The sequence below is a fragment of the Sinorhizobium sp. NFACC03 genome, assembly GCF_900103435.1.
Classification (GTDB): Bacteria; Pseudomonadota; Alphaproteobacteria; order Rhizobiales; family Rhizobiaceae; genus Ensifer.
On sequence record NZ_FMXF01000025.1, the window covers coordinates 38,457 to 61,648 of the forward strand.

Consider the following 23,192-nt stretch of genomic DNA (forward strand, 5'->3'; position numbering starts at 1 on the left):
CTTTTCCCTTTGCATGCAGATTGTATACAAGATAATAAATGCAACGCATTCAATCTTGGTGTGACGCGTGATCTGGACCGCCTGGTGATCGCATGGTGCGGCGATCCGCCGTCATCCTCGCCGAAATCGGCTCCAGCACATTTTTGGGGGACGAATGAACCGCTATCCCATGTTCAATCCCCAGCTGTTGCTGAGCTTTGTGGCCATTTGCGAAAGCAACAGCTTCACCCGTGCAGCCGAGCGGGTGAACCTTTCCCAATCGACAGTCAGTCAGCAAATTCGCCGACTGGAGGAAATGCTCGGGAAGGCGCTTTTCGAACGCTCGTCACATCAGGTGCAGCTGACGGAGGAAGGCGTCAAGTTGCTGAGCTATGCGCGCCGCATCATCGCGCTGAACGAAGAGGCGCATGACGCCTTGGCGGGCCCATGGCGCGACGGCGTGCTTCGCTTGGGAATGCCCGAGGATTTCATGGTGCCGACGGCCGATCTGCTGGCGGCTTTCAATAGCCAGCATCCGCACTTGCGGCTGGACGTGACGAGCGGTCTCAGCGCCGATCTGCAACTCGCCTATCGGGACGGGGAGCTCGACCTTATTCTCGTCAAGCAGCGCCGCAAGCAACAGCCGCGCGCGGCAAGGCCGGAACCGTTGCTGTGGCTGGACAGCCTCGTTCGCCCGGCAATCGAACAGGTGCCGGTGCCTTTGGCTGTGTTCCCGCTGAACGGCCTCTACCGCGACGAATTATGTCAGGCGCTCGATACTCTCGGCATTCGCTGGCGCATCAGCTACAGCAGCGCCAGTCTCGCAGCGCTTGCCGCCGCCTCGGCTGCCGGGCTTGGTGTCAGTCTGCTGCCTGCGAGCTGCCGTCTGCCTTCCCACCGCGTGCTGGGCGCTGCCGAACGTCTGCCGTCCGTCGATGACTTTGAACTGGCGCTGTTTTACCGCGACGATGCTAGCCCTGCAGCACTGGCCTTGGCGGAACGCCTCATCGAGTATTGTGACCTGCGGAGGTAGCGACAGAGGGGAGGCGTCCACGCCTTTGTTATTCACGATCGCTGCGTGGTCGCCCGCTTGCATTGGCAAATCGAATAGCCAGCATTGGTAAATGTCGCTGCCATGCGGTGGCGCCGTTCGGTAGATTGGCGGCCCTAACCCAATCCATGATGAGGCAACGCAACAATGTTGGAACAGATGCTACCGCAAAGCCGCAGAACCTTTCTCAGCCGGACCGGGGCGCTGACCACGGCGTGCGCTGTCGCCGGGTTGTCTGGCGGAGCGGTTCGCGAGGCATCGGCCAGCGCGGGTAAGAGCGCCGGCGAGACGAACACCAAGACGCTCGCGGATCGCCACTACATCCTGACCGGCGTGCGATTGGAGGAGGGGTTTGAGTATGACGGCGATATCGTCGTCGCCACACGGACTGCGCTCTACGCGTTGGAGATCAAGGACGGCGCGATTGTCGCCTTGCACGCGGAGAAAGCGAACCTGCCCGAAGGTGTGCCGCGCTATCAGGCGCACGGGCAACTGTTGCTGCCGACGATGCGCGATATGCACATCCATCTCGATAAGACGTTTTATGGTGGCCCGTGGCAGGCGCCGCGCCCGCGTCAGGGCAAAACCATCATGGATATGATCGCGCTTGAGGAGAAGCTGCTTCCTCAGTTGCTGCCGACCTCGCGAGAGCGCGCGGAGGGCCTGATCGCGCTGCTGCAGTCCAAGGGAAGCACCGTCGCACGCAGCCATTGCAACATCGACCCGGTTAGCGGCCTCAAAAGCCTTGAGCACCTGCAGCAGGCGTTGGAAAACCATCGTGATGATTTCGTGTGTGAAATTGTGGCTTTCCCCCAGCACGGCCTGCTTCACTCCAAGGTCGATGGCCTGATGCGTGAAGCCATGCAGATGGGCGTTCAGTATGTCGGCGGCCTGGATCCGACGAATGTCGACGGCGCCATGGAAAAGTCACTCGACGCCATGTTCCAGATCGCGCTGGATACCGGCAAGGGTGTGGACATTCATCAGCATGAAACGAGCCCCGCCGGCGTGGCGGCGGTCAACTACATGATCGATACGGTCGAGAAGAATCCCGCTCTGCGCGGCAAAGTCACGATCAGCCACGCCTTCGCACTGACGACACTTGCTCCGGAGGTGCTGGAGGAGACGGCGTCGCGCCTGGCGGAACAGAGGATCTCGATTGCCTCGACGGTGCCGATCGGTGGACTGATGATGCCCTTGCCGCAGTTGGCGCAGAAGGGGGTCTTCGTCATGACCGGCTCCGATAGCGTCATCGATCACTGGTCGCCGTTCGGCAGCGGGGACATGTTGGAAAAGGCGTATCTCTATGCGCAGCTTTATCGTGGGTCGGACGAGTTCCGTCTCTCACGGTCCATGTCTATCGCCACCGGTGGCATCTTGCCCCTCGACGACAAGGGCAAACGCGCGTGGCCAAATGTCGGCGATGAGGCCTCGTTCACACTCGTCGGAGCGAGCTGCTCGGCAGAGGCGGTGGCCCGGGTGCCCGCCAGGACTGCGACCTTCCACAAGGGGCGTCTCGTGTCGGGTGGGGTCGGCGAAGCCTGATAAGCTCTGCGTTTGGGTGTCACGACGACGTTCGTCATCACGAGCCGGCCAGCGGCCGTATCTTGCCGAACGTCGAAGTGCTCCAAGAGCTGATAGCGTGTGTGTCAAAGGAATGGTGCGCGCGCCGACTGTGCACAAGGCTCCCGCGTATCCTCCGGGAGTGCTGCGTTTCGCCTAGGCAAGGCCCTCCGCAACGGCGTAGGCAGACAGCACTTCCTTGATGTTTCTGTCCCCGTCGGTCGGAAGCAAAGCCCGGGTCGTCACCGAATCGAGGTGATGCGCCATAAGGGCTGCCGCCTCGTCGGTTTTGCCGGCGATCAATTTGTCCAGAAGCTCCTGGTGCTCCGATACGGCGCATTCCGAAGAATGCGGTCGGCCATAGAGCGCAAGGATCAGGGAACTGCGGGCGACCAGTTCATTCACGTAGCGGATGAGGCTGGCGTTGTTCGTCATCTGTGCCAGCAGCGTATGGAATTCGCCCGCCAGACGGATCGACGGAGCGCGCTCCTTCTTTGCCGCTTCCTCGGCAGCGATATGAGACGAGAGAATGCCGATTTGCTCGTTCGTCAATTTTCCAGAAAGCGTCTCGACCACCAGCCGTTCCAGCGCCATTCGGGTCAGGAACAGATTGCGCCCTTCCTCAAGGGTTGGTCGCGCGACCACGGCGCCCCTGTTCGGCCGCAACTCCACTAGCCCTTCCTCGCTGAGGCGAACCAGCGCCTCGCGCACCAGGGTCCGGCTGACACCCAACCTTTCGCCGATCGAATCTTCCGGCAGCTTCGATCCTGGAGACAGCGCCTGATCAAGGATTGCGCGTTTCAGGACGCGATGAACGGCCTGAGCGCGGCCGCCGCCGCCTTCGCTCTCTTTCTTTGCCATACTGGTCACTCCAAGCCGTAACAATTGTCTCCTCGAATTGCATACAAAACGGCGTGATGTCTAGTGATTTGGCATCGACCCTCGGCAACAACGGTGGGCGCAAAACGAAAAGGCTTGTCGCCAGGTGATGCCTCTCGTGTTCTGGCCGAGTTCGTTCGCAAGATGCCGGTCAGCCCACACGAGGAGGGCCAAGGGTCGAAACCCATCGAGAGAGCAATATTTCGCTCAGATCGGTGAATGCATGGCTTGTGCGTAGCGTGACGGGTTGAAGCGCGTATAGAGGAAGAAAACGCCGACGACGCAGATGAGATGCAGCGTCCACCCAGGGGCGAAGCTGCCGCTGATGTCGTGCAGAAATGCCGTGGCGAAGGGGCCGAGTGACGCGATCAGGAAGCCGCCGCCCTGCATCAATGCTACCAGCACACCGGCTTCTTCCGGCCGCGGCAGATGATCGAGGGCCGTAACGATTGCCAGCGAGAAGCTGCTGCCGAGGCCGGCACCGCACAGGCCAACCCAGATCGCGGGCGCCGCTTGGGGCAGGAACGCAAGACCGGCGAAACCAATCGCCTGCATCGCCAGCGTCAAGCGCAGGAACGCACGGCGATCGATGCTACGGCGGGCCAAGACCGGAAGGGCGAGGGCGGCAGCCGCCTGACAGATGGCCATCAGCGCTACGAGATTGCCGCTATCTCCGCTGCTCCAGCCGAGAGACTGGTAATAGGAGGCGAGCCAGGCGACGGCCGAAGAGTAGCCGGCGTTGACCAGGCCGAAGGCGAAAATGAGCGTCCAGGTCCGGGGCCGGCGGAGCAGCCGGCCGGTGAGCGCCTTGTCCGGGCGATCGCTGCGCGAATCCGACAGGATCAGCCACGCGGCACTGAGAGCAACAAGCGCCGGTGCCGCGAGCCAGGCAAGAGCCGGGCGCCAGCCGTAGCCGGCACTGACGAGGAATGGCGTCAGCCGCGCGCCCAAAGCCCCGCCGCCCATCAGGACGGCGGAATAGAGGCCGGTGACCACGGGTATGCTGCGCGGAAACTCCGCCTTGATGATCCCCGGGAAAGCCGCCTGGATAAAGGCGACGCCTGCGCCGCAAAGGGCGGCCGTCATCACCAACGCTATGCCGCCCGGTGCGACGAGCCGAAGCAGGGAACCGGCAGCCAGCACAACGAGAGCGATGAGAATGCCGCGCCGCGTGCCGATCAAGGCCTGCAGCGACGGGGATACGAAGGCACCGACGCCCATCAGCATCATCGGCAACAATGTCAGCAGGGCCAGGCTGCCATATCCCATGCCGGTATCGGCGACGATCTCGGACAGCACAGGCCCGGGAGCGGTAAGAAATGGCCGCAGATTGACGGCGACCAGCACGACGAGAATGAGCAGCATCCATTGGCGGCCCGTCGTGGGCTGGGTTGATTTGGGCATGATCGGGTATTTCCTTTACGTCTTCTTCTTGTTTGTGGCCCGAACGCGCACTTGCGCGGTGGCGCGTCAGTCATTCGCGATGGGCAAATACCCCAAGGTCACCAGCGAAGCCGGGGTAGCGGCAGGCTAAAAAGGATGGCGGCGACAGGTTCCCAATCCCGTTGGACTTTCGGCGGTGCGGAAAAGTCCAACGGGATTGCCATCCACGCTTACGCCGAAGCCAGCTCCCGCCCCATGATGCGCTCGACCGAGGGGGCAAGGCGGAGAAGCTCGCGGGTATATTCGTGTTTGGGCGCGGTGAAGAGGGTTTCGGTATCGGCGAGCTCGACGATCTCTCCAGCCTTCATCACGGCAACGCGGTCGCACATCTGGCGGATCACCGCGAGGTCGTGGCTGATGAACAGCATGGAGAGCCCAGCGAGATCACGCAGATCCTTCAGCAGGTTGAGGAGCTGTGCCTGCACCGAGACGTCGAGCGCCGAAGTCGGCTCGTCGCAAATGAGTAGCGACGGGCGCGGACCCAGAGCGCGGGCAATGGCGATGCGCTGGCGCTGGCCGCCGGAGAAGGCGTGCGCGAAGCGTGCGCCGGCATCGGCGGGAAGGCCGACCGCTTCGAGCAATGTCTTTGCGTCCTGCCTGGCTTCATCCGCATTCGAGGCGAGTTTGTAGAACAGAATCGGTTCCGCAATGGCGGCGTTGATCCGCAGGCGCGGATTGAGCGCCGAATAGGGATCCTGGAACACCATCTGCAGGGACTGGCGGATCGATTTTTCTCTTCGGCCGCCAAGCGCCGTGCCCTCGAAATCGATGAAGCCTGCGCTCTGGGTGACAAGACCGGCGATGGTGTTGGCAACGGTGGTCTTGCCGCAGCCGGATTCGCCGACGAGGCCGAAAATCTCGCCGCGCCGAACATCGAACGAAACGCCTTTGACGGCCTTGAAGACCGATGTCTTGCGAAGCAATCCGCGGCCGCCGTATTCCACGGCAAGGTCGCGCACCGAGAGCACCACCTCGTCGCGACTACCGGTCTCGCTCTTCGCACTCTTGCGGCGCACCGTGGCGCGCGCGTCGAGCGTTACCTGCGTTTCTTCGCTCGGCACTGGCAGACGCACGAGCCGCGTATCGATGGGCGGCACGGCCGCGATCAGTGTGCGGGCATAGGGCGCCTTCGGTGCTGTCAACACCTCGCGCGTCGGGCCGCTTTCCACGACCGCACCGTTCTGCATGATGGTAACGCGGTCGGCGATCTCGGCGACGACGCCCATATTGTGGGTGACAAGCAGCACGCCGACGCCCCGCTGGTCGGCAAGATCCCGGATGAGCTTGAGGATCTGCGCCTGCACCGAGACGTCGAGCGCGGTGGTCGGCTCGTCGGCCACGATCAGCTGCGGATTGCAGGCGAGTGCTGTGGCGATGACCACCCGCTGGCGCTGACCGCCGGAAAGCTGGTGCGGGTAGCTGCCAAGCCGACGCTCGGGCTCCGGGATGCCGACGGCCTTCATCAATTCCAGCGCGCGAGCATTCGCCTCCCTTGAGGAGAGCTTCAGATGCGTGAGCATGCCTTCGCACAGCTGGCTTTCCACCGTGAAGAGCGGGTTGAGGCTCGTCATCGGATCCTGGAAGATCGCACCGACGTCACGCCCGGGCACGATGCCTTCGGTGCGACCGGTGCGCAGGTTGATCTCCTTGCCAGCGATGGCGATCGAGCCGGCGGCGATCTTGCCGGGGGCCTGCAAGAGACCCATCAGCGCGTTGCCGACGGTGGTCTTGCCGGCGCCGGATTCGCCAACGAGGGCGTGGATTTCTCCGGGCCGGATCGAAAGATCGATGTCCTTGACGGCGACAAGCGTGTCGCCGTTGGCCAGCGGATACTCGACACGGAGATTGCGGATATCGAGAACGGGGCGCGTTGTTTCGGTCATCTCATCGGGCCATCAGTTTCGGGTTGAAGTGGTCGCGCAGATAGTCGCCAATCACGTTGACGGCCAGCACGAGGATGACCAGCACTGTCGCCGGCATCACTGCGATCCACCAGAGACCGGAGAACAGGAACTGGTTGCCGATGCGGATCAGTGTGCCGAGCGAAGGATAGGTCGGCGGCATGCCTGCGCCGAGGAAGGAGAGCGTTGCCTCCGTCAGGATCGCGCCGGCGAGGTTGATCGTGGCGATGACCATCACCGAACTCATGATGTTCGGCAGGATGTGGCGGCCCATGATGCGGGTGGATGGCAGGCCGATGACCTTGGCGGCGCGCACATAGTCTCGCGCGATCTCCACCATGGTCGAGGCGCGTACGGTTCGCGCGTATTGCACCCATTCGTTGATGGCGATGGAGAAGATCAGCACCAGCGGCGCCCAGGCGAGCATCGTCTCGGCGCTGAGCTGGGCGCGGGCAATGCCGCTTATGAGCAGTGCGACGAGGATTGTCGGGAAGCTGACAAAGATATCGGCGATCCGCATCACGATGCTATCGACCACGCCGCCGAAGAAACCGGCGACGAGGCCGAGCACGACGCCGAGCACGGCCGCAAAGACCACTGCGCCGAGGCCGATGACGACGGAGATCCTCAAGCCGAACAGGATGACCGAGACAAGGTCGCGGCCCTGGTTGTCGGTGCCGAGCAGGAAGCGGGAATCGCCGCCCTCCATGAAGGCTGGCGGAATTTCCATGTCCATCAGCGAATAGGAGGCGACGTCGCGCGGGTCCATCGGCGCGATCATCGGCGCGAAGATGACGAGGACCAGCATGACGACGAGCACCAGGCTGGCGATGACAACGGAAACCGGCGGAAGTCGGCGCATCAGGGATTGCGTAGCCATTATCGTGTCCTCAGGCGCGGATCGATGAAGGTGTAGAGAATGTCGACGATCATGTTGATCATGACGAACAGGAAGCCCACGAAGAGAAGGTAGGCGGCCAGCACCGGCACGTCGGGATAGCCGACGGCGTTCGTGAACAGCAGGCCCATGCCCGGCCATTGGAACACCGTCTCGGTGACGATCGCGAATGCGATGAGTTGCCCGATCTGCAGGCCTGTGACGGTGACGACCGGCATCAATGCGTTGCGCAGCGCGAGCCGCCCATAGATGTAGGTCCGCGGCAGGCCGCGTGCGAAGGCGAAGCGGATGTAGTCCGACGACAAGACGTCGATCATTTCCGAGCGCACCAGCCGCATGATCAGTGTGAGCTGGAACAATGCCAGCGTGATCGAAGGCAGGATCAGCGACTTCAGGCCCGAGAGCGAGAGAAAGCCGGTCTGCCAGAACCCGATATCGACGAGATCTCCGCGTCCGGAGGACGGCAACCATCGCAGGTTTACTGCGAAAACCAGGATCAGCAGCAGGCCTGTGACGAAGGTGGGCATGGAAATGCCGACAAGTGTCGCTGACTGGGTCAGCCGCGAGAAAAAGGCGTGCGGCTTCAGCGCGCAGAGCACCCCAAGCGGTATGCCGAGCGACAGTGCCAGCACGGTGGCAACGATCACCAGTTCCAGCGTGGCGGGAAGGCGACTGAGCAACAGGGTCGTCACTGGCTGCTGGTAGCGATAGCTTGTGCCGAGGTCGCCGGTCAGCACTTGGCCAACGAATTTGACGAACTGAGCCAAGACCGGCTTGTCGAGACCGAGCGCGACGCGCACTGCGTCCTTTTCCGCCTGGGTTGCCCCCTCACGAACCATTGAGGCGACTGGATCGCCGACGAAACGGAACATGACGAAGGCGATGGCCGTCACCGCGACCATCACGAGGATGGCCTGAAGCAGCCTGACTGAAAGAAGTCTGATCATCGGATAGTCCTTACGGGGAGCGATCTTGCCCTAAGGGCGGCCGCCGGGCTTATGCGCTCCCGCATCCTCCGTGCCGTCGCCGGTTCTGGAGGGGTTGACCCGGTTTGCGGTCCAGTCCCAGCTTGCTTTCGCTTGCCGGGACTGGCCTTGGGAGAGTCCCGATTACTTCTTGATCTGCGCGAACCACGGACGGACATATTCGTCCGGGAACTGCGGCATGTCGACCTTGCTGTTCATCGCCCATGCGACCGGCTGCTGATGCAGCGGCAGGTAGAGGACCTGATCATGGGTGATGCGGAAGGCCTGCTTCAACTCCTCGACGCGCTTGGTTTCGTCGAGTTCCGTCGAAGCAGCATAGGCCAGCTTGTCGATCTCGGGATTGGAAAGCCCATCGGCGTTGCTGCCGCCGAAGGTGCCGTCATTGGTGGCGAGCAGCGCTTGCAGCGGGCTGAAACCGTCCATCGGCGGCAACGAAGCCCAGCCGAGAAGATAGACATCGAGCTCGCCCTTGTCGGTCCGTGGGAAATAGGTCGTCTTGCTCTCGACGCTCACATTGGCCTGGACGCCGATCTGCGCCCACATGGAGGCGACGGCAAGGCAGATCTGTTCGTCAGCGATATAGCGGTCGTTCGGGCAGGCGAGGCCGGTCTTGAAGCCGTCCGGATAGCCGGCTTCCGCCAGCAGCGCCTTGGCCTTGGCGACGTCGTAAGGCAGCGGTACATCGATGTCGTCGTCGTAGCCGGTCACTGCCGGTGCGACGAGCATGCCGGCCGTGCGGGACTTGCCGCGCATCAGGCGCTTCTGGATCGTGTTGGTGTCGATCGCGTGCCACAGTGCCTGGCGCACGCGCACATCGCGCAGCGGGTTAGGCTGGCCTGGAGTTGCATGCAGTTCCGGCCGGTAGCTAAAGACAAAGAAGATGGTGCGCAGCGACGGGTTTTCGACGACCTTCAGTCCGTCGGTGGCCGCAATGCGGTCGACGTCCTGCAACGGAACCGGTGCAATCATGTCGACTTCGCCCGACAGCAGGGCCGCGACGCGGGTCGCGTCGGAGGCGATCGGACGGAACTCGACCTCGTCCAGATTATGCTGCGGCTTGTCCCACCACTCCTTGTTCACTTCGAATACCGAGCGCGAGTCCGGCTCGTAGGCCTTCAGCTTGAACGCGCCCGTGCCGTTGGCATGGTTGCTGGCATAGGTGACGACGCCGGTCGAGGCATTGCCCGGCTTCAGTGCGTCGTGCTCCTCCATCCAGGGCCTGCTCATGATGTAGATGGCGGCAAGATCGTTGAGGAGCAGCGGGTAAGGGGCACGCAGGATAAGGTCGACGGTATATTCGTCCACCTTCTCGACACCGACAACGGTGGAGAGGTTCTCGCGGTTGCGCGCGCCGGGATCGATCTGGCGCTGGATCGTTGCCACCACGTCGTCGGCGTTGAAGGGCTGGCCCTCATGAAACTTCACGCGCTGGCGCAGCTTGAAGCGCCAGCGCGTCGGCTCGACGACTTCCCAGGACGTGGCAAGCGCCGGCTCCAGCTTCAGATCCTTGTTGCGGCGCACCAGAGGATCGAAAACCATGTGGTGAACGCTCTGGGTGAAACTGTCGACCTGAGCGTTCGGGTCGTAGGAAATGACATCGCCGGATGAGGCCCACCGCAGCGTTTCGGCAAATGCGGGCGCTGACAGCGGCGCCAGAAGGGCGAGTCCCGCCAGAAGGGTCTTTATAGAGGTTTTCACTGGTTTCTCCCGTTTAGCGTATACATATTGTCATTGCTATTGGATACGAATGTTCCCAAAAATAGTGTACATCTGATGCAAACAATATCAAGATGGCGAAAGTCGATTTGGCAGCGCTTTGTCAAAAAAGAACGCCAAACCCGGCAGCCGGAGAGGGAACCTTCCATGACGAACGCACTACTGATTGAAAATGCCACGATCATCACGATGGATATGGGACGGCGGGTTCTCGATCGCGGCCATATTCTGGTCGAGAATGGGCGCATCGCCGCCATCGGTGACGGAAGCCTTGCTGGAGAAACACATGCCGAGCGCATCGACGCGGCCGGCATGGTCGCGATGCCCGGATTGATCGATACGCACGCCCATGCCGGACATATGCTGACCAAGGGGCCGGGCAGCGAGGCCGAGGACTGGATGTCCGTGACCGGCCGTATCTACGCAACCGCGACAGATCCTGAATTCTGGGCGGCGGAGGCGGCACTGTCGGCCGCAGAAAGGATCAAATGCGGCACGACGACCGCGGCGCTGCTGTTTGGCGGTGGCCCGGATATCATGCGCAGCGAGGCCCCGGAGGCGGCCGAAGCGCACCTCGCCTCGGTTGCCGCCATGGGCGTGCGGGAGGTTCTGGCAGTGGGGCCGAACCGTCCAGGACAGGATCATGTGTATCGCCAGTATACGGCGACGGCCCACAGCGACATCGTCATCGACCCGGACCGGCAAATCGACGTGGCCACGGAGTTGGTCGATGCCTGGGCGGGACGTGACGAGCGGCTGCAGGTCGTCTTTTCCCTGCCGGTATTCGATGAGCAGGAACTGCGCGATGAAACGGTATACAGAATTGCATGCAAGGTCCGAGATCGTACGCGGGAAAGAGAATGCCTCCTGGTACAGGATGGACACCGCGACGGGTCCATCGCCGCCAATGACGTGCGCCTCGGCCTCTTTGACGAGCGATCGCTGCTTGCCCATTGCATAGACCTGACCGAGGGCGACCGCGCAGTCCTGAAACGAACCGGTGCCAAGGTCGCACACAATCCCAGTGCATTGATGTCGGTTTACGGACGGTGCCCGGCGCCGGAACTGATGGCGGACGGTGTCACGGTTTCCCTCGGCACCGATGCTGCGGCACCCGATAGGCCCTTCGACATGTTTCGCAATCTGTTCCAGGCGCACCGTTACCACGCGCGCCATTTCGCGGACGATGCCGTGTTGCCCCCGCTGCAGTTGCTTGGGATGGCAACGATCGAGGGCGCGCGCGCGCTGATGATGGAGCATGAGATCGGCTCGCTCGAGGCCGGCAAACGCGCCGACATACTCCTCATAAACATGCGTCAGCCCCACCTCTGGCCGCCGCACGATCCGGTGCAGCGCATCGCGCGCTTCGCCAACGGAGCGGACGTGGATACGACCATTGTCGGCGGACGGGTGCTGATGCGCGCGCGGCGCCTTGTTGGTCAGGACGAAGACGCGATCCTGGATCGCGCCTTGCGCGCCTTTGATCTCGCCATGGCTCGTGCCGGACTAGGCGATCGCACGTAAACACCGGCATAGACGAGGATATCAAGGTGACTGCAGACCTACTCATCCGCAATGCCCGTCCCTTCGGCGGGCCCCTCGAAGACCTATGCATCCGTAACGGCCGGTTCGTTGCGGCAGATAGCGTCTGTGCCGCGGTCGAGATCGATGCGGCCGGACATGTCGCCGTGCCGGGTCTTGTCGAGGCTCATACCCATCTCGACAAGACCCTCATCGGCATGGACTGGTTCGAAAACCGCGTCGGCCCGACCCGCAATGACCGGATACTGGCCGACCGCAACGCCAAGCGCGAACTTGGCATCAATGCCCGCCGGCAGTCGGCCCGTCAGATCATGCAGACGCTTGCCTACGGCGTTTTGAGCATTCGCAGCCACGTCGACGTCGATACCGAGATCGGCATTGCCAATATCGAGGGTGTCCTCGAAACGCGCGAGGCGATGCGAGATCTGGTCGACGTGCAGATCGTGGCTTTCCCGCAGAGTGGCATGCTACCGCGCGTGGGCACGCTCGAGTTGATGGACGCGGCTCTGAGCGCCGGCGCCGACATCGTCGGCGGTATCGACCCTGCCTCCATCGAGCGCGATCCGGTGCGTCATCTCGATGCCATCTTCGCTCTTGCGGAACGTCATGCAAAACCGATCGACATCCATCTGCACGAACCGGGTGACCTCGGTGCATTTTGCCTTGATCTCATCATCGAACGCACGCGCGCCTTGTCGGTGCAGGGGCGGGTCATGGTAAGCCATGCCTACTGCCTGGGGATGCTCGATGCCTCACGGCAGGCTGGGTTGATCGAACGGCTGACTGCCGAGCGTATCGCGGTCATGACCGTGGGAAGTCCATCGGCGCCCGCATTGCCACTGAGGTTGATGCGCGCGAGCGGTCTCACCGTCACCTCCGGTTCCGACGGTATTCAAGGTACCTGGGAGCCGTATGGAAATGGCGACATGCTGGAGCGGGCGAAGTATCTAGCGCAGCGCAACGGCATGGCCAATGATGTCGATCTCGAATATGCGGCCCGCGTCTGCACTGTCGGTGGTGCGGAAGGCATCGGGCTCGGCGGTTACGGTCTCTCCGAAGGTTGTTTCGGCGATCTGGTGCTGGTGCCGGCGCGCACCTTGGCGGAAGCGGTCGCGCTGACCCCGCGCAAGCGCACCGTTATCCGGCGCCGCCGCGTCGTCGTGGACGGCGGCGAACTGGCAGGTGACCTGCCGGTCGTCGAGTGACGCTTTGTTGATGAGATCGGCAACCGGGCTGACGGAGGAGAGTTCGACCGGTCGAGACGTCGACAGGCAATCGCAGGAACGGTCGGCCGAAGGGGTCGGCCGCGCCTTTGCCGTTCCGATTGGGGGATGATAGTTGTTTGCGGTCCATCCTCGGCAGACTCTTTCGACCGCACGCCCCGCCATTTTTCAGGTTCTTCATGACGACGCCCAAACCCAGCGCCAGCAATGCAAAATCCTCGGTTCCCAAGTCGGACGTGGTCTATCGTATCCTGAAGCGCGCGATCCTAGACCAGGCCTTCGCTGCGGGAACGAAGCTTCCGGAGGATTCGATCGGCGAGCGGCTCGGCGTTAGCCGCACGATCGTGCGCCAGGCCCTGGCCCGGCTGAACGGCGAGGGACTGATCGAATTGCGTCCCAACAAGGGCGCCTGTGTCAGCCATCCCAGCCTCGAGGATGGACACGATATCTTTGCCGTGCGGCGAGCCCTGGAGACATTGGTGGTCGATAGCCTGATCGGCAGGCTGACGCCGCCGAAGATCAAGGAGCTTGAAGCGCATGTCGATGCCGAGGACAAGGCAAGGGTCAGCAATCCGTCGACCTCGATACAACTCGCCGGTGAGTTTCACGTCCTGCTCGCAAGACTGACCGAGAACGCGACCCTGTTGCGGTATGTCACTGAACTCGTTTCGCGCTCGTCGATGATCCTGTCGCTCTATGGGCGCCCCCATTCTTCCGATTGCGCCGTATCCGAGCACCGCGCCCTGATCGCCGCCCTTGCGCGGAACGATCACGAAAAGGCATGCGAGTTGATGGGCCATCACATCGGCGCCATCACGGCCCGAGCCTTGCTGAAAAGCAACGTTGAGGACGGCTTGCCGGATCTCCTTGCTGCCTACGCAAAGGAAGAGGGCCTTTAGGTCGCAACGCCCACTCGGACGCTGCTTGCCTTGCGGAAACCCAGGTTCGGGGATGCGTACCCGCGCGTTTTGTATGCAATTTATTCGGGGACGCGATCAAGGAAAGCTCGTCCACATCTGCTGCGTGCGGGTGACCTGGATCCGCCTCTACCACCCCTTCTTCCCGTAGAGTTCGGCAAGATCCTGTTTTCTTTTCCATAAATGCCTGCCAGCTTTCTGCGGCGAGTTTCTTGCCTTGCTGGAGAAAGGTCCATCTCTCTAATCTCCCTCATTATTGTATGCAATAATCGTGTACGATATTGACGTTATAATGGATGCAACGTAGCTTGCTCTTCGGGATTGGCACTGTCGGGGAGGGCAGCATGCGCATCGTACCCGTTGCCGACCGAAAGGACGGCGATGCTTTCCAGAGAATCTATCGTTCCCGCCGAAGGGTGTATGCCGGTGTTGGCCGTGTCTGCGCGCTCGGACCATCAGTGCTTTGGGCCGCCCTTTGCCGTGCACCGACGCCGCTCCCCGAAGTAGTCAACGGCGGGCGTGCGCACTGCCTCCCCGATTGTCGCCGAGCCGGGCGTCGGGGTTCTTTGCTGAATTTTTCAACAGGCAAGCAGGAGATCCGGACTTGAACATAGATTTCACCACGCTACCGCCTCCGGATCGCTATCGACTGCTGACAAACTTCATCGGTCCGCGCCCCATCGCGCTCGTTGGCACGCGATCGCCAGCCGGACACAACAACGCAGCGCCCATGAGCTTCTTCAACGTGTTCTCCCATGAACCGCCGTTGGTGGTGCTCGGGATCCAGAACCGTGGCAATGGCGACGAGAAGGACACGGTCGCGAACATCCGCCGAACCGGCGAGTTCGTCGTCAACATGGTCGACATGGCGCTCGCCGATGCGATGATCGTCTGTGGCGTCAATTTCGCCTCGGAGGTCGATGAACTCGATTTCGCGGGCCTGACACCGATACCGTGCAACCAGATCGACGCCGCCCGTATTGGCGAAAGTCCCTGCAGCTTTGAATGCAGGGTCGAACAGATCCTCGACTATCACAGGCGCGTGCTGGTTATCGGCAGGGTCGTGCACATGCATATCCAGGACCGGTGCCTCGATCCTGCGGGGCGTTATGCGAACCCCGAGACCTATCAGCCGATCGCGCGGCTGCATGCCGACAATTACATCACCTCAGATCGACAATTCGAACTTAAGAAGCCGGAGGAACTGCTGCCTCTCGAGCTCGCGCAAGTGAACCCAAGGCCGGAGAGGGCCGCCCGATGATCCGCATACATGTCATCAACCCCAACTCGACCGCATCAATGACCGATCAGATCGCACGGGCCGCCGAAGCTGTGCGATCGGAAGGCTCTGTGATCGATGCGGAGACCGCAATCGGTACGCCCGTCTCGATCGAAGGTTACGCGGACGAGGCGATGTCCGTCCCGGCGATGCTGGCGGCGATCCGTGCTGCGGAGAAGCGGGGTGCGTCGGCGCATGTAATCGCCTGTTTCGATGATCCCGGCCTTGCGGCTGCGCGCGAAGTGGCAACCGGCCCGGTGATCGGTATCTGCCAGGCGGCGGTGCAGGTGGCAATGACGGTGGCAACCCGCTTTGCCGTGATCACCACCTTGCCGAGGTCGGTGCCGGTGATCGAGGATCTCGTCAGGCAATATGGTGCTGCCGAGCGCTGCCGGCGCGTGCGCTCAGTCGATCTGCCTGTTCTGGCCCTGGAGGCCGACCCGGAAAGTGCGCGGACGAAACTCCTCGGCGAAGCGCGTGCGGCGATACGCGAGGATGGCGTCGACGCCATCGTCCTTGGCTGTGCCGGCATGGCGGAGTTGTGCGATTGGCTCTCCCGCGAAGCTGGAGTACCCGTCATCGATGGCGTGGTGGCGGCCGTCAAGCTCGCCGAGGCATTGGCGAGTGGCGGCTTTCGGACCTCAAAGGCAGGTGCCTACGCCTATCCGCGCGACAAGTCGGGTGATGTCGCGGTCGCTCGCTAGGTCTTCCGGCCGCTTTAAAAACACGCGCGGCCGGGGTTGGCGTCGGTGCTGACCGTACGACCAGGGATACTGCGCCCGTATCAGGGGTGTCGAAGGTCGGATCTTTGCGGAGATGCGACGGGGCGCTGCGGGAGGCCGGTTTCATGCCGAGCGGCGAAGCTCAACCACCCTGCGGCTCAAGTCTCAGGTGTATCGCAACACGCGGCCGGAATGTGCGCTTCGAGCGGGTACAATCCGGTTGCCCCACCGCGCATGCGGCGGGGCAACTGGAAATATTAGGCGGCGGATCGAAGTCCGACCGCTGCGGCGAGACCCCTTGCCCGTTCCAGGCACGCAGGTTGCTGATCGGCAAACCGCTCGGCGCCGATTTCCATGATCAGCGTCGTATCCGGAAGGAAGGTCAGTTCGGAGAAGATGTCGTCCCAGGCAATGTCGCCCCAGCCGATCGGCAGATGAAGATCGCCAATGCCGAGCGCGGTCGCTTCGGCCGGATGATAGAAGCGGTTCATGGAATAGGGCAGGCCGAAACTGTCGTGAACATGCAGGTGGCCCGTCACCGGCGCCATTGCCCTCAGTTCGTCACGGAAATCCAGCCCGCGATGCGTGGCCTCGATATAGGCATGCGAGAAGTCGATGAGCGCGACGACGTTGTTGGAACCGATCGCTCGCACCGTTTCGGCGACCTGGCTCGGTGTCTGTCGATACTGGCCGCTTTCCGTCGTGAAAATGTTCTCGAGCGCGATGCGGACCCCGTATCCCTTTGCGATCTCCGCCGTCTCCGCGAGTGCGTCGCGTTCCATCTTGTCGAGATCCGCGGCATTCTCTCCGGGGGCAAGCTGCGCTGCGCCGGAGTGGTGGACGAGGATGCCCGCACCAAGCCGGTCGCACAGCTCGAGCATCGCCCTCACGACCTTCTTTTGCAGATGGTGGTGCTGGCGATCCATGAAGTTGGATACGATCTGGCCGTGCAGCGAAAGCTTCTTGAAGGTGTACTTCTTCGTCATCTCGGCGACGCGCTGGACACGGTCTTCGATGATGCGACCGCCACTGACGATCTCTTCGCCATAGATTCCGATCTCGCAGGCGTTGGCTCCGGTCTCGGCAATTTCGCGCAAGGAGGCGTCAAGGCTCGAAAGATCGCCCTTGCCTGTTCGATTGCAGAATCCCACGGCGGAAATGATGTCGTTCATCACGGTTTCTCCTGATTTATTGAAGTGTTCAGACTGCTTGGAGCGTCGGTTGGCTGGCGGAGCTGCTGATGGCACGCGGCTCCAGATCGATCTCGATCCGCCGGCCGGTCTCCTGGTCGAAGAGATGCAGGTGCGCCAGGGGCAGCTTCAGGCTGATGCGATCGCCCGGCCGCGCGCGCAAATGCTCGTCGACGCTGGCTGCAAAGGGATAGCCGTTCAGTTCCGAGTGGATGACGCGGCCGGAGCCGAGCTCCTCGACGAAGTCGACCTTGATCGAGATTCCTTCCGGCGCAACGACACATTGTTCCGGGCGGATGCCGACCGTGATCTGCCTTGCGCCCAATCGCGTGGCAAGGCCTCTGTCGATCGGCATCTTTGTGCCGCCAACCGCCAAGCACGCCATGTCGACGTCGACGGTGGCTTCGAACAGGTTCATCGCCGGCGAACCGATGAAGGATGCGACGAAGATGCTTGCCGGACGGTGGTAGATGTCGAGCGGCTGGCCGACCTGTTCGACCACGCCCTTGTTCATCACGACCAGCTTGTCCGCCAGCGTCATCGCTTCCACCTGATCGTGGGTGACGAAGATGGACGTTGCCTGGAGACGCTGATGCAGCTTGCGGATCTCGGCCCGCATGGTGACGCGCAGCTTGGCGTCCAGGTTCGACAGCGGCTCGTCGAAAAGAAAGACTTTCGGTTCGCGAATGATCGCGCGCGCCATGGCAACGCGCTGGCGCTGGCCGCCGGAAAGCGCCGCAGGTTTGCGATCGAGATAATCGGAAAGCCCGACGATCTTCGCCGTTTCCTCGATCCGGCGTAAACGCTCCGCCTTTGGGACGCCCGCCACCTTCAGGGCATAGCCGATATTTCCCGCGACCGTCATGTGCGGATAGAGGGCGTAGTTCTGGAACACCATGGCGCAACCGCGTTCCCGCGGCTCAAGCCTGTTTACGACCTTGCCGTTGATGGCGATTTCGCCAGCGGTGATGTCCTCAAGCCCCGCGATCATCCTCAGAAGCGTGGATTTTCCGCAGCCGGACGGGCCGAGGATCACGACGAATTCTCCCGACGCAAAGGCGAGGTCGATGCCATGCAGGGTGGGGTTCTTTCCGTAGGATTTACGCACGGCGCGAATTGCGATGTCAGCCATGGGCGCGGACCTCTCTGTCTGTTCTGTTTGGGGAAAGCGGGGTCATTTTTCCGTGGCCACGAGGCCGCGAACGAACCACCGTTGCAGGACGGCAACGACGATGAGCGGAGGCAGCATGATGATCAGCGATCCGGCGAGCGTCACGTTCCAGTCCGGCGTGCCGTTGTCGGACGGCAGGAGTGCGACAAGCGACATCATCGTGGTCTTGTATTGGGGGTCCGTCACCATCAGGAGGGGCCAGAGATACTGGTTCCACCCATAGACGAACATGATCGTCGTCAGTGCGAGCATGTTGGTGCGCGAGAGCGGCAGCAGCATGTCGATGAAAAAGCGGATCGCGCCTGACCCGTCCATGCGTGCGGCCTCCGCCAACTCGTCGGGCAGGGTCAGGTAGAATTGGCGATAGAGGAACGTTCCGGTCGCGGTTGCGATCAACGGCAGCGTGAGGCCGGCATAGGAATTGAGAAGGTTCCAATCGACGGAAACTTCGAAACCGGTGACGGCGGAAATCAGCAGTCGAACCGGCTGAAACAGGTCGGCAGCGACCGCATAGGTGGGCACCACGCGCACCTCGAGCGGCAGCATCAGGGTGATGAACACCATCCAGAAGAAGAAGCCCTTCAGCGGCGTTCTGAAGAACACGATGGCAAAGGCCGTCAGCGCCGACAGCGCCACCTTGCCGACCGTGACGAGGCTGGCCATGACGAAGCTGTTCAGCATCGCCGTACCGAGATTGGCGCGCGACCAGGCGGCGCCCATGTTCTCGAAGAGGCGGTCCTGCGGCACGAAGCTGAAGGGTATGGCGTTGACCTGCTGGAATGTCTGGCTGGCGCCCGACACGATGACGATGAAGGGGCCGATCAGCAGCAGGAAGCCGAAGATCATCACGCCATAGGTCAGCGCGTTGGCGAAAGGTGTCCGCTGGATCATGGGAGCCTCACTTGTAATGGACCTGGCGCTCGATGAAGCGGAACTGGATGAAGGTGAAGATCATGATGAGGCCTATGAGCACGAGGCTCTGGGCCGATGCGCCGGAGTAGTTCAAGCCGCGGAATGCCTCCTCGACGATGCGGTACACCATCACGTCGGTGCCGTGGTTCGGGCCGCCATCCGTGGTTCGGGCGACGATGCCGTAGGTATCGGCGCCGACGAAACCTTCGGTCATCATGATGACCAGCAGGAAGAAGAGCGTTGGCGCCAGCAGCGGGATCTGGATGTCGGCTGCGCGGCGGATCGGGCCGCATCCGTCCATCGCGGCCGCCTCGATCAGCGATCGAGGGACCGACTGCAGACCAGCAAGAAGGAAGATGAAGGTGTAGCCCGCCCATTTCCAGGCGAAGACGACGATGACGAGGATAAGGGCGTGGCTGCCGTACTTGGCTGGGTTCCAGAAATCCGGAAACGTGGCGTTGACCGATGCCATCAGCCCGCGCTCAGGCGACAGGATGAAACGGAACGCCATGCCGGCGGCCGGCCCCGCAATCGCGTAAGGCAGAATGTAGAGGAACCGGAACGGTGCGGAGCCCGGCAACTGCCGGTCGACAGCAAGGGCAAGAACAAGGCCAATGAAAATGGTGGCAAGCGTGCCGCAAAGGGCGAATGCCAGGCTGACGCCGACGGAGTTCCAGTAGAGCGGGTCGGCGAATACTTCCTGGAAATTGGCAAAACCGACGAACTCAGCGGTGCCGCCGAATGGCGGCTCCAGCGTGAAGGCCCATCGCAACACGGCGACCGCCGGCCAATAGAAAAAGAGCAGGATCAAAATGATCTGTGGCAGGGCGAATAGGCTGGGCAGCCACCAGCTGCGAAATGCCGCACGCTTGTCCATGTGTTGAATTTCCGATGCGCAAGAATAGAAATCGGAGCCTGCCGATGTTGCGGCAGGCTCCGGGCGGATCAGATGTTAGTTCAGGGTCTGTCCGGCGTAGGTCTTCTCGAAGCGACGCAGAACGGCGTTGCCGCGTTCAACCGTCTTGTCGAGCTCGGCCTGGACGTCTGCGTTCTGCATGAAGATCGCTTCGAGGGCGGTCGCGAACTCCTTGCGGATCTGCGTGAAGCCGCCGAGGCGGATGCCGCGGGTGTTTTCAGAGGTCGGGGTGAAGGACAGGCTCTGGATGGCGAGTTCACGCCCCTTGTAGGGTGCCTTTTCGTAGAACCCGTTGGCCTTCATGGCGTCGAAACCGGTCTTGGTCACCGGGATATAACCCGTCACCGTTGACCACCACTCGGCCATTTCCGGCGTCGCAAGGTAGTTGAGGAAGGCGGCCGCGCCCTTGTATTCCGCCTCCGGACGACCGGCGAGCACCCAGAGCGATGCGCCGCCGACGAGCGAGTTCTGCCGCTCCGTGCCCTTCCATACGGGCAACATGGCGACTTCCCACTTCACACCTTCGGGAAGGGTCTTGCCGATCGTGCCGTGGTCAGCGATCGAGGTCTGTATCATCTGGCAGGTCTGGGACGTGAAGGCGGGGACGATGTCCATGCCGAGTTGCTTGGTCTTGACCACGAAGAGCTTCTCGTCGGCCATCTTCTTGAAGAACGTCACGTGATCGACGAACTTGGTCTTGTTGACGACAAGCTCGGCGTCCAACCCGTTGTAACCGTTGGCCTTGGTGGCGAGCGGCTGGTTGTGGATGGCCGAGAACTGCTCCATCAGCGGCCAGGTGTCGAAATTGAAGGCGAGCGGGCATTCGTAGCCGGCGGCCTTCAGCTTACGGGCTGCTTCCTCGACCTGTTCCCAGGTGTCCGGCTTGAAGTCGATGCCGGCCTTCTGGAACGCGTCGACGTTGTAATAGAACATGGCCGTCGAGGAGTTGAACGGGAAGGAATTCAGCTCGCCTTTTGCCGTGGCGTAATAGTTGGCGATGCCGCCGAAATAGTTGTTCCAGTCGATGGTGTAGCCGTTGTCGGCCATCAGCTTCTTGGCGGGCACGAATGCGCCCGACAGCATCATGTCCAGGGTGCCGGCATCATAGATCTGGGTGATTGCCGGCTGCTTCTTGGCGCGGTAGGCGGCAATCGTGTTCTGCAGGGTCGTGTCGTATCCGTTTTGAGAGGTGCAGACGATCTCGAACTCGGACTGGCTGTCGTTGAACTTCTTGCAGGCATCCTGGACACGTTCGCCAAGGTCACCCGAAAGGCCGTACCAGAATTCGAACTTCGTCTTTTCGGCTGCGGCCGCCGACGCGACAAACGCGACGCTTGCCATCAGGCCGATGAATACGGACGTAGTGACGGAGACTCTCATTGCAAAACGCTCCTTGCAGATTGGCGGACACCAGGATCGGTGGCACGAATGAAGCCGGGCGCTTGCTAACAGTTGAATGTGACAGTCCGTGCCAATCTGCATGATGGAAAAATGAAAGTTTGATTACGCTGTCAGGCGACGGCGCGCTCCCTGGTTGCGGCAGGTCTGTTCTTGCCGGGGAGCCTGAAGAATAGCGGCGCTCGACTGTCCGGTACGTTGGACTTCACGCGGATGCTTGCTGTGGAGCAAGGAAGGGGGCGGGCGTACCGGCTAGCTATGCGATGGCTCCGGACATTCTCGGAGACAGCGTAGTAGGAGCTTGATTGTGGTAAGGCGACGCAACGGTTGGGGACTGGCGTTCATCGCTGCCTGCCTGTTCGTGCTGCAATCGGTTGCCGGCGCATTTGCCTTCAGCTCGATGCCTGTCTTCTCGCAACTCGACGCTTTCGGCAATGCACTGTGCATCAGCGCGGATCACGCCAGCAACGGCAATCACGACGGCGGCCATGGCAAGGCTGCCGATTGCTGCCTTCTTGGATGTTGCGTGTCCTCGCAGGTCCTGGCCGCTGCTCCGCAGCCTGGCGACGGTCTAAACCACCAAGTCGCCTCAGCGGTGCACACGTTTTGGTCCGCGGCAGAGCCGTTGCCGACGGGCGAACATCGCCTCGGCTATCCTCGCGCGCCCCCGCGGCTGCTCGCCTGATCGGTTGCGTGGAGGCGGGGATATCCTCCCCTGGCGTCCGCCGGCCCCATCGCGACGATCTAGGACGCCTCCCGACGTCCCTTTCGTGTGCTCCCAGCCTGACTGCAGGCCGCTCTTGAGCCAACGGGGACCCGTGCACTGACCGTCTTGTGCGATCGCTGCCCGCCACCGAACGTTTTCCGGATCACTGCATCCAATCCCTGACAGCCGCGGGGGGATTTCCCGCGACCCAACACAAGCCCAATAATCTCAAAGGAATAGCCATATGTTGTCGAAACTCATCACCACCGCTGCCTTCATCGCGATAAGCACCACGGCAGCTTTTGCCCACTCCACGCTCGAAACAACGGAGGCGCATGTCGGCGCGTCCTACAAGGCCGTCATCCGCGTCCCGCATGGATGCGAGGGCAAGCCGACCATCGCTCTGCGCGTTCAGATCCCGGAAGGCATGATCGCCGCAAAGCCGATGCCGAAGCCGGGCTGGGCGCTGGAGAAGATCAAGGGAGCCTACGAGAAGTCCTATGACTACTTCGGCACGCCGATGAAGGAGGGCGTGAAGGAGGTCGTCTGGAAGGGCGGCAGCCTGGCCGACGACGAATATGAGGAGTTTGTCTTCCGCGCGTTTCTGACCGACGGCTTGCCAGTCGGCAAGACACTCTACGTGCCGCTGGTGCAGGAGTGCCCTGATGGCGCGACCGAGCGTTGGATCGAGGTCCCGGCAGAAGGCAAGTCGAGTGACGATCTCGAATATCCGGCGCCCGGCATCAAGCTGCTTGAAAAGAAAAGCGGGCACTGAGCAGCGCAACGTGGGGGCGAGGGCC

Annotated in this window: 20 protein-coding genes; 9 read left to right on the plus strand and 11 right to left on the minus strand. The window is 62.0% G+C overall.

Annotated elements, in window-relative coordinates; all coding sequences use genetic code 11:
• Positions 1-154 precede the first annotated feature (154 nt).
• The gene (locus BLU35_RS25770; RefSeq protein ID WP_058321912.1) at positions 155-1,012 is read left to right on the plus strand and encodes a LysR family transcriptional regulator; all 858 of its coding nucleotides are present in this window, start codon (positions 155-157) and stop codon (positions 1,010-1,012) included.
• A gap of 165 nt (positions 1,013-1,177) precedes the next feature.
• Positions 1,178-2,575 carry an amidohydrolase family protein gene (locus tag BLU35_RS25775; RefSeq protein WP_176907442.1) on the plus strand — a complete coding sequence of 466 codons (1,398 nt, stop codon included), beginning with the start codon at positions 1,178-1,180 and terminating at the stop codon, positions 2,573-2,575.
• Positions 2,576-2,749: 174 nt separating this feature from the next.
• Here BLU35_RS25775 and BLU35_RS25780 read toward each other — a convergent pair whose 3' ends face one another.
• From BLU35_RS25780 to BLU35_RS25805, 6 genes are all read right to left on the minus strand, one after another.
• Positions 2,750-3,454 carry a GntR family transcriptional regulator gene (locus BLU35_RS25780; RefSeq protein WP_058327190.1) on the minus strand — a complete coding sequence of 235 codons (705 nt, stop codon included), beginning with the start codon at positions 3,452-3,454 and terminating at the stop codon, positions 2,750-2,752.
• Positions 3,455-3,679: 225 nt separating this feature from the next.
• Positions 3,680-4,876: a cyanate transporter gene (locus tag BLU35_RS25785; RefSeq protein WP_093235044.1), complete on the minus strand. Its 1,197-nt coding sequence runs from the start codon at positions 4,874-4,876 to the stop codon at positions 3,680-3,682.
• Between the two features lie 209 nt (positions 4,877-5,085).
• Positions 5,086-6,798 (minus strand): dipeptide ABC transporter ATP-binding protein, encoded by a 1,713-nt coding sequence (locus BLU35_RS25790; RefSeq protein ID WP_093235045.1) that lies wholly within the window; start codon positions 6,796-6,798, stop codon positions 5,086-5,088.
• A gap of 1 nt (position 6,799) precedes the next feature.
• Positions 6,800-7,696, minus strand: a complete 897-nt coding sequence (locus BLU35_RS25795) for an ABC transporter permease (RefSeq protein ID WP_093235046.1) — start codon at positions 7,694-7,696, stop codon at positions 6,800-6,802.
• Positions 7,696-8,661, minus strand: a complete 966-nt coding sequence (locus BLU35_RS25800) for an ABC transporter permease (protein WP_057249798.1) — start codon at positions 8,659-8,661, stop codon at positions 7,696-7,698. The genes BLU35_RS25795 and BLU35_RS25800 overlap by 1 nt, the downstream gene beginning before the upstream one ends.
• Positions 8,662-8,823: 162 nt before the next feature.
• Positions 8,824-10,398 carry an ABC transporter substrate-binding protein gene (locus tag BLU35_RS25805; RefSeq protein WP_093235047.1) on the minus strand — a complete coding sequence of 525 codons (1,575 nt, stop codon included), beginning with the start codon at positions 10,396-10,398 and terminating at the stop codon, positions 8,824-8,826.
• A gap of 165 nt (positions 10,399-10,563) precedes the next feature.
• Here BLU35_RS25805 and BLU35_RS25810 point away from each other — a divergent pair, with 165 nt between their 5' ends.
• From BLU35_RS25810 to BLU35_RS25830, 5 genes are all read left to right on the plus strand, one after another.
• The gene (locus tag BLU35_RS25810) at positions 10,564-11,940 is read left to right on the plus strand and encodes an amidohydrolase family protein (RefSeq protein ID WP_093235048.1); all 1,377 of its coding nucleotides are present in this window, start codon (positions 10,564-10,566) and stop codon (positions 11,938-11,940) included.
• 26 nt (positions 11,941-11,966) lie between these two features.
• Positions 11,967-13,163: an amidohydrolase gene (locus BLU35_RS25815; protein WP_093235049.1), complete on the plus strand. Its 1,197-nt coding sequence runs from the start codon at positions 11,967-11,969 to the stop codon at positions 13,161-13,163.
• A gap of 197 nt (positions 13,164-13,360) precedes the next feature.
• Entirely contained in the window at positions 13,361-14,080 is a 720-nt protein-coding gene (locus BLU35_RS25820) for a GntR family transcriptional regulator (RefSeq protein ID WP_093235050.1), read from the plus strand.
• 622 nt (positions 14,081-14,702) lie between these two features.
• Complete coding sequence (locus BLU35_RS25825) at positions 14,703-15,359, plus strand: flavin reductase family protein (protein WP_093235051.1); 657 nt, start codon at positions 14,703-14,705, stop codon at positions 15,357-15,359.
• Entirely contained in the window at positions 15,359-16,081 is a 723-nt protein-coding gene (locus BLU35_RS25830; protein ID WP_093235080.1) for an aspartate/glutamate racemase family protein, read from the plus strand. Before BLU35_RS25825 ends, BLU35_RS25830 begins: the two co-directional genes overlap by 1 nt.
• A 275-nt stretch (positions 16,082-16,356) precedes the next feature.
• Here the strand turns inward: BLU35_RS25830 and BLU35_RS25835 are convergent, their stop codons facing one another.
• The 5 genes from BLU35_RS25835 to BLU35_RS25855 form a co-directional block, all read right to left on the minus strand.
• Complete coding sequence (locus BLU35_RS25835) at positions 16,357-17,271, minus strand: TIM barrel protein (RefSeq protein WP_093235052.1); 915 nt, start codon at positions 17,269-17,271, stop codon at positions 16,357-16,359.
• Positions 17,272-17,299: 28 nt separating this feature from the next.
• A complete protein-coding gene (locus BLU35_RS25840) occupies positions 17,300-18,421 on the minus strand; it encodes a sn-glycerol-3-phosphate import ATP-binding protein UgpC (RefSeq protein ID WP_093235053.1) in 1,122 nt (373 codons plus the stop codon).
• A 42-nt stretch (positions 18,422-18,463) separates the two neighbouring features.
• Complete coding sequence (locus tag BLU35_RS25845; protein ID WP_057249778.1) at positions 18,464-19,351, minus strand: ABC transporter permease subunit; 888 nt, start codon at positions 19,349-19,351, stop codon at positions 18,464-18,466.
• Between the two features lie 7 nt (positions 19,352-19,358).
• On the minus strand, positions 19,359-20,249 hold the full coding sequence (locus BLU35_RS25850) for a carbohydrate ABC transporter permease (protein ID WP_093235054.1): 891 nt from the start codon (positions 20,247-20,249) through the stop codon (positions 19,359-19,361).
• A gap of 75 nt (positions 20,250-20,324) precedes the next feature.
• Complete coding sequence (locus tag BLU35_RS25855; RefSeq protein ID WP_093235055.1) at positions 20,325-21,668, minus strand: extracellular solute-binding protein; 1,344 nt, start codon at positions 21,666-21,668, stop codon at positions 20,325-20,327.
• 325 nt (positions 21,669-21,993) lie between these two features.
• Between BLU35_RS25855 and BLU35_RS25860 the strand changes: the two genes are divergently transcribed.
• Together BLU35_RS25860 and BLU35_RS25865 are read left to right on the plus strand one after the other, a co-directional pair.
• Positions 21,994-22,371, plus strand: a complete 378-nt coding sequence (locus tag BLU35_RS25860) for a hypothetical protein (protein WP_143032995.1) — start codon at positions 21,994-21,996, stop codon at positions 22,369-22,371.
• Between the two features lie 265 nt (positions 22,372-22,636).
• Positions 22,637-23,167, plus strand: coding sequence for a YcnI family copper-binding membrane protein (locus BLU35_RS25865; RefSeq protein WP_093235057.1), 531 nt, complete (start codon positions 22,637-22,639; stop codon positions 23,165-23,167).
• The last annotated feature ends 25 nt before the right edge of the window (positions 23,168-23,192 follow it).

Excerpts from the sequence above, each read along its gene's own strand:
- BLU35_RS25770 (WP_058321912.1), top strand. The coding sequence starts at position 155 with ATGAACCGCTATCCCATGTTCAATCCCCAGCTGTTGCTGAGCTTTGTG.
- BLU35_RS25775 (WP_176907442.1), top strand. The coding sequence starts at position 1,178 with ATGTTGGAACAGATGCTACCGCAAAGCCGCAGAACCTTTCTCAGCCGG.
- BLU35_RS25780 (WP_058327190.1), bottom strand. The coding sequence starts at position 3,454 with ATGGCAAAGAAAGAGAGCGAAGGCGGCGGCGGCCGCGCTCAGGCCGTT.
- BLU35_RS25785 (WP_093235044.1), bottom strand. The coding sequence starts at position 4,876 with ATGCCCAAATCAACCCAGCCCACGACGGGCCGCCAATGGATGCTGCTC.
- BLU35_RS25790 (WP_093235045.1), bottom strand. The coding sequence starts at position 6,798 with ATGACCGAAACAACGCGCCCCGTTCTCGATATCCGCAATCTCCGTGTC.
- BLU35_RS25795 (WP_093235046.1), bottom strand. The coding sequence starts at position 7,696 with ATGGCTACGCAATCCCTGATGCGCCGACTTCCGCCGGTTTCCGTTGTC.
- BLU35_RS25800 (WP_057249798.1), bottom strand. The coding sequence starts at position 8,661 with ATGATCAGACTTCTTTCAGTCAGGCTGCTTCAGGCCATCCTCGTGATG.
- BLU35_RS25810 (WP_093235048.1), top strand. The coding sequence starts at position 10,564 with ATGACGAACGCACTACTGATTGAAAATGCCACGATCATCACGATGGAT.
- BLU35_RS25820 (WP_093235050.1), top strand. The coding sequence starts at position 13,361 with ATGACGACGCCCAAACCCAGCGCCAGCAATGCAAAATCCTCGGTTCCC.
- BLU35_RS25835 (WP_093235052.1), bottom strand. The coding sequence starts at position 17,271 with ATGAACGACATCATTTCCGCCGTGGGATTCTGCAATCGAACAGGCAAG.
- BLU35_RS25840 (WP_093235053.1), bottom strand. The coding sequence starts at position 18,421 with ATGGCTGACATCGCAATTCGCGCCGTGCGTAAATCCTACGGAAAGAAC.
- BLU35_RS25845 (WP_057249778.1), bottom strand. The coding sequence starts at position 19,351 with ATGATCCAGCGGACACCTTTCGCCAACGCGCTGACCTATGGCGTGATG.
- BLU35_RS25850 (WP_093235054.1), bottom strand. The coding sequence starts at position 20,249 with ATGGACAAGCGTGCGGCATTTCGCAGCTGGTGGCTGCCCAGCCTATTC.
- BLU35_RS25855 (WP_093235055.1), bottom strand. The coding sequence starts at position 21,668 with ATGAGAGTCTCCGTCACTACGTCCGTATTCATCGGCCTGATGGCAAGC.
- BLU35_RS25865 (WP_093235057.1), top strand. The coding sequence starts at position 22,637 with ATGTTGTCGAAACTCATCACCACCGCTGCCTTCATCGCGATAAGCACC.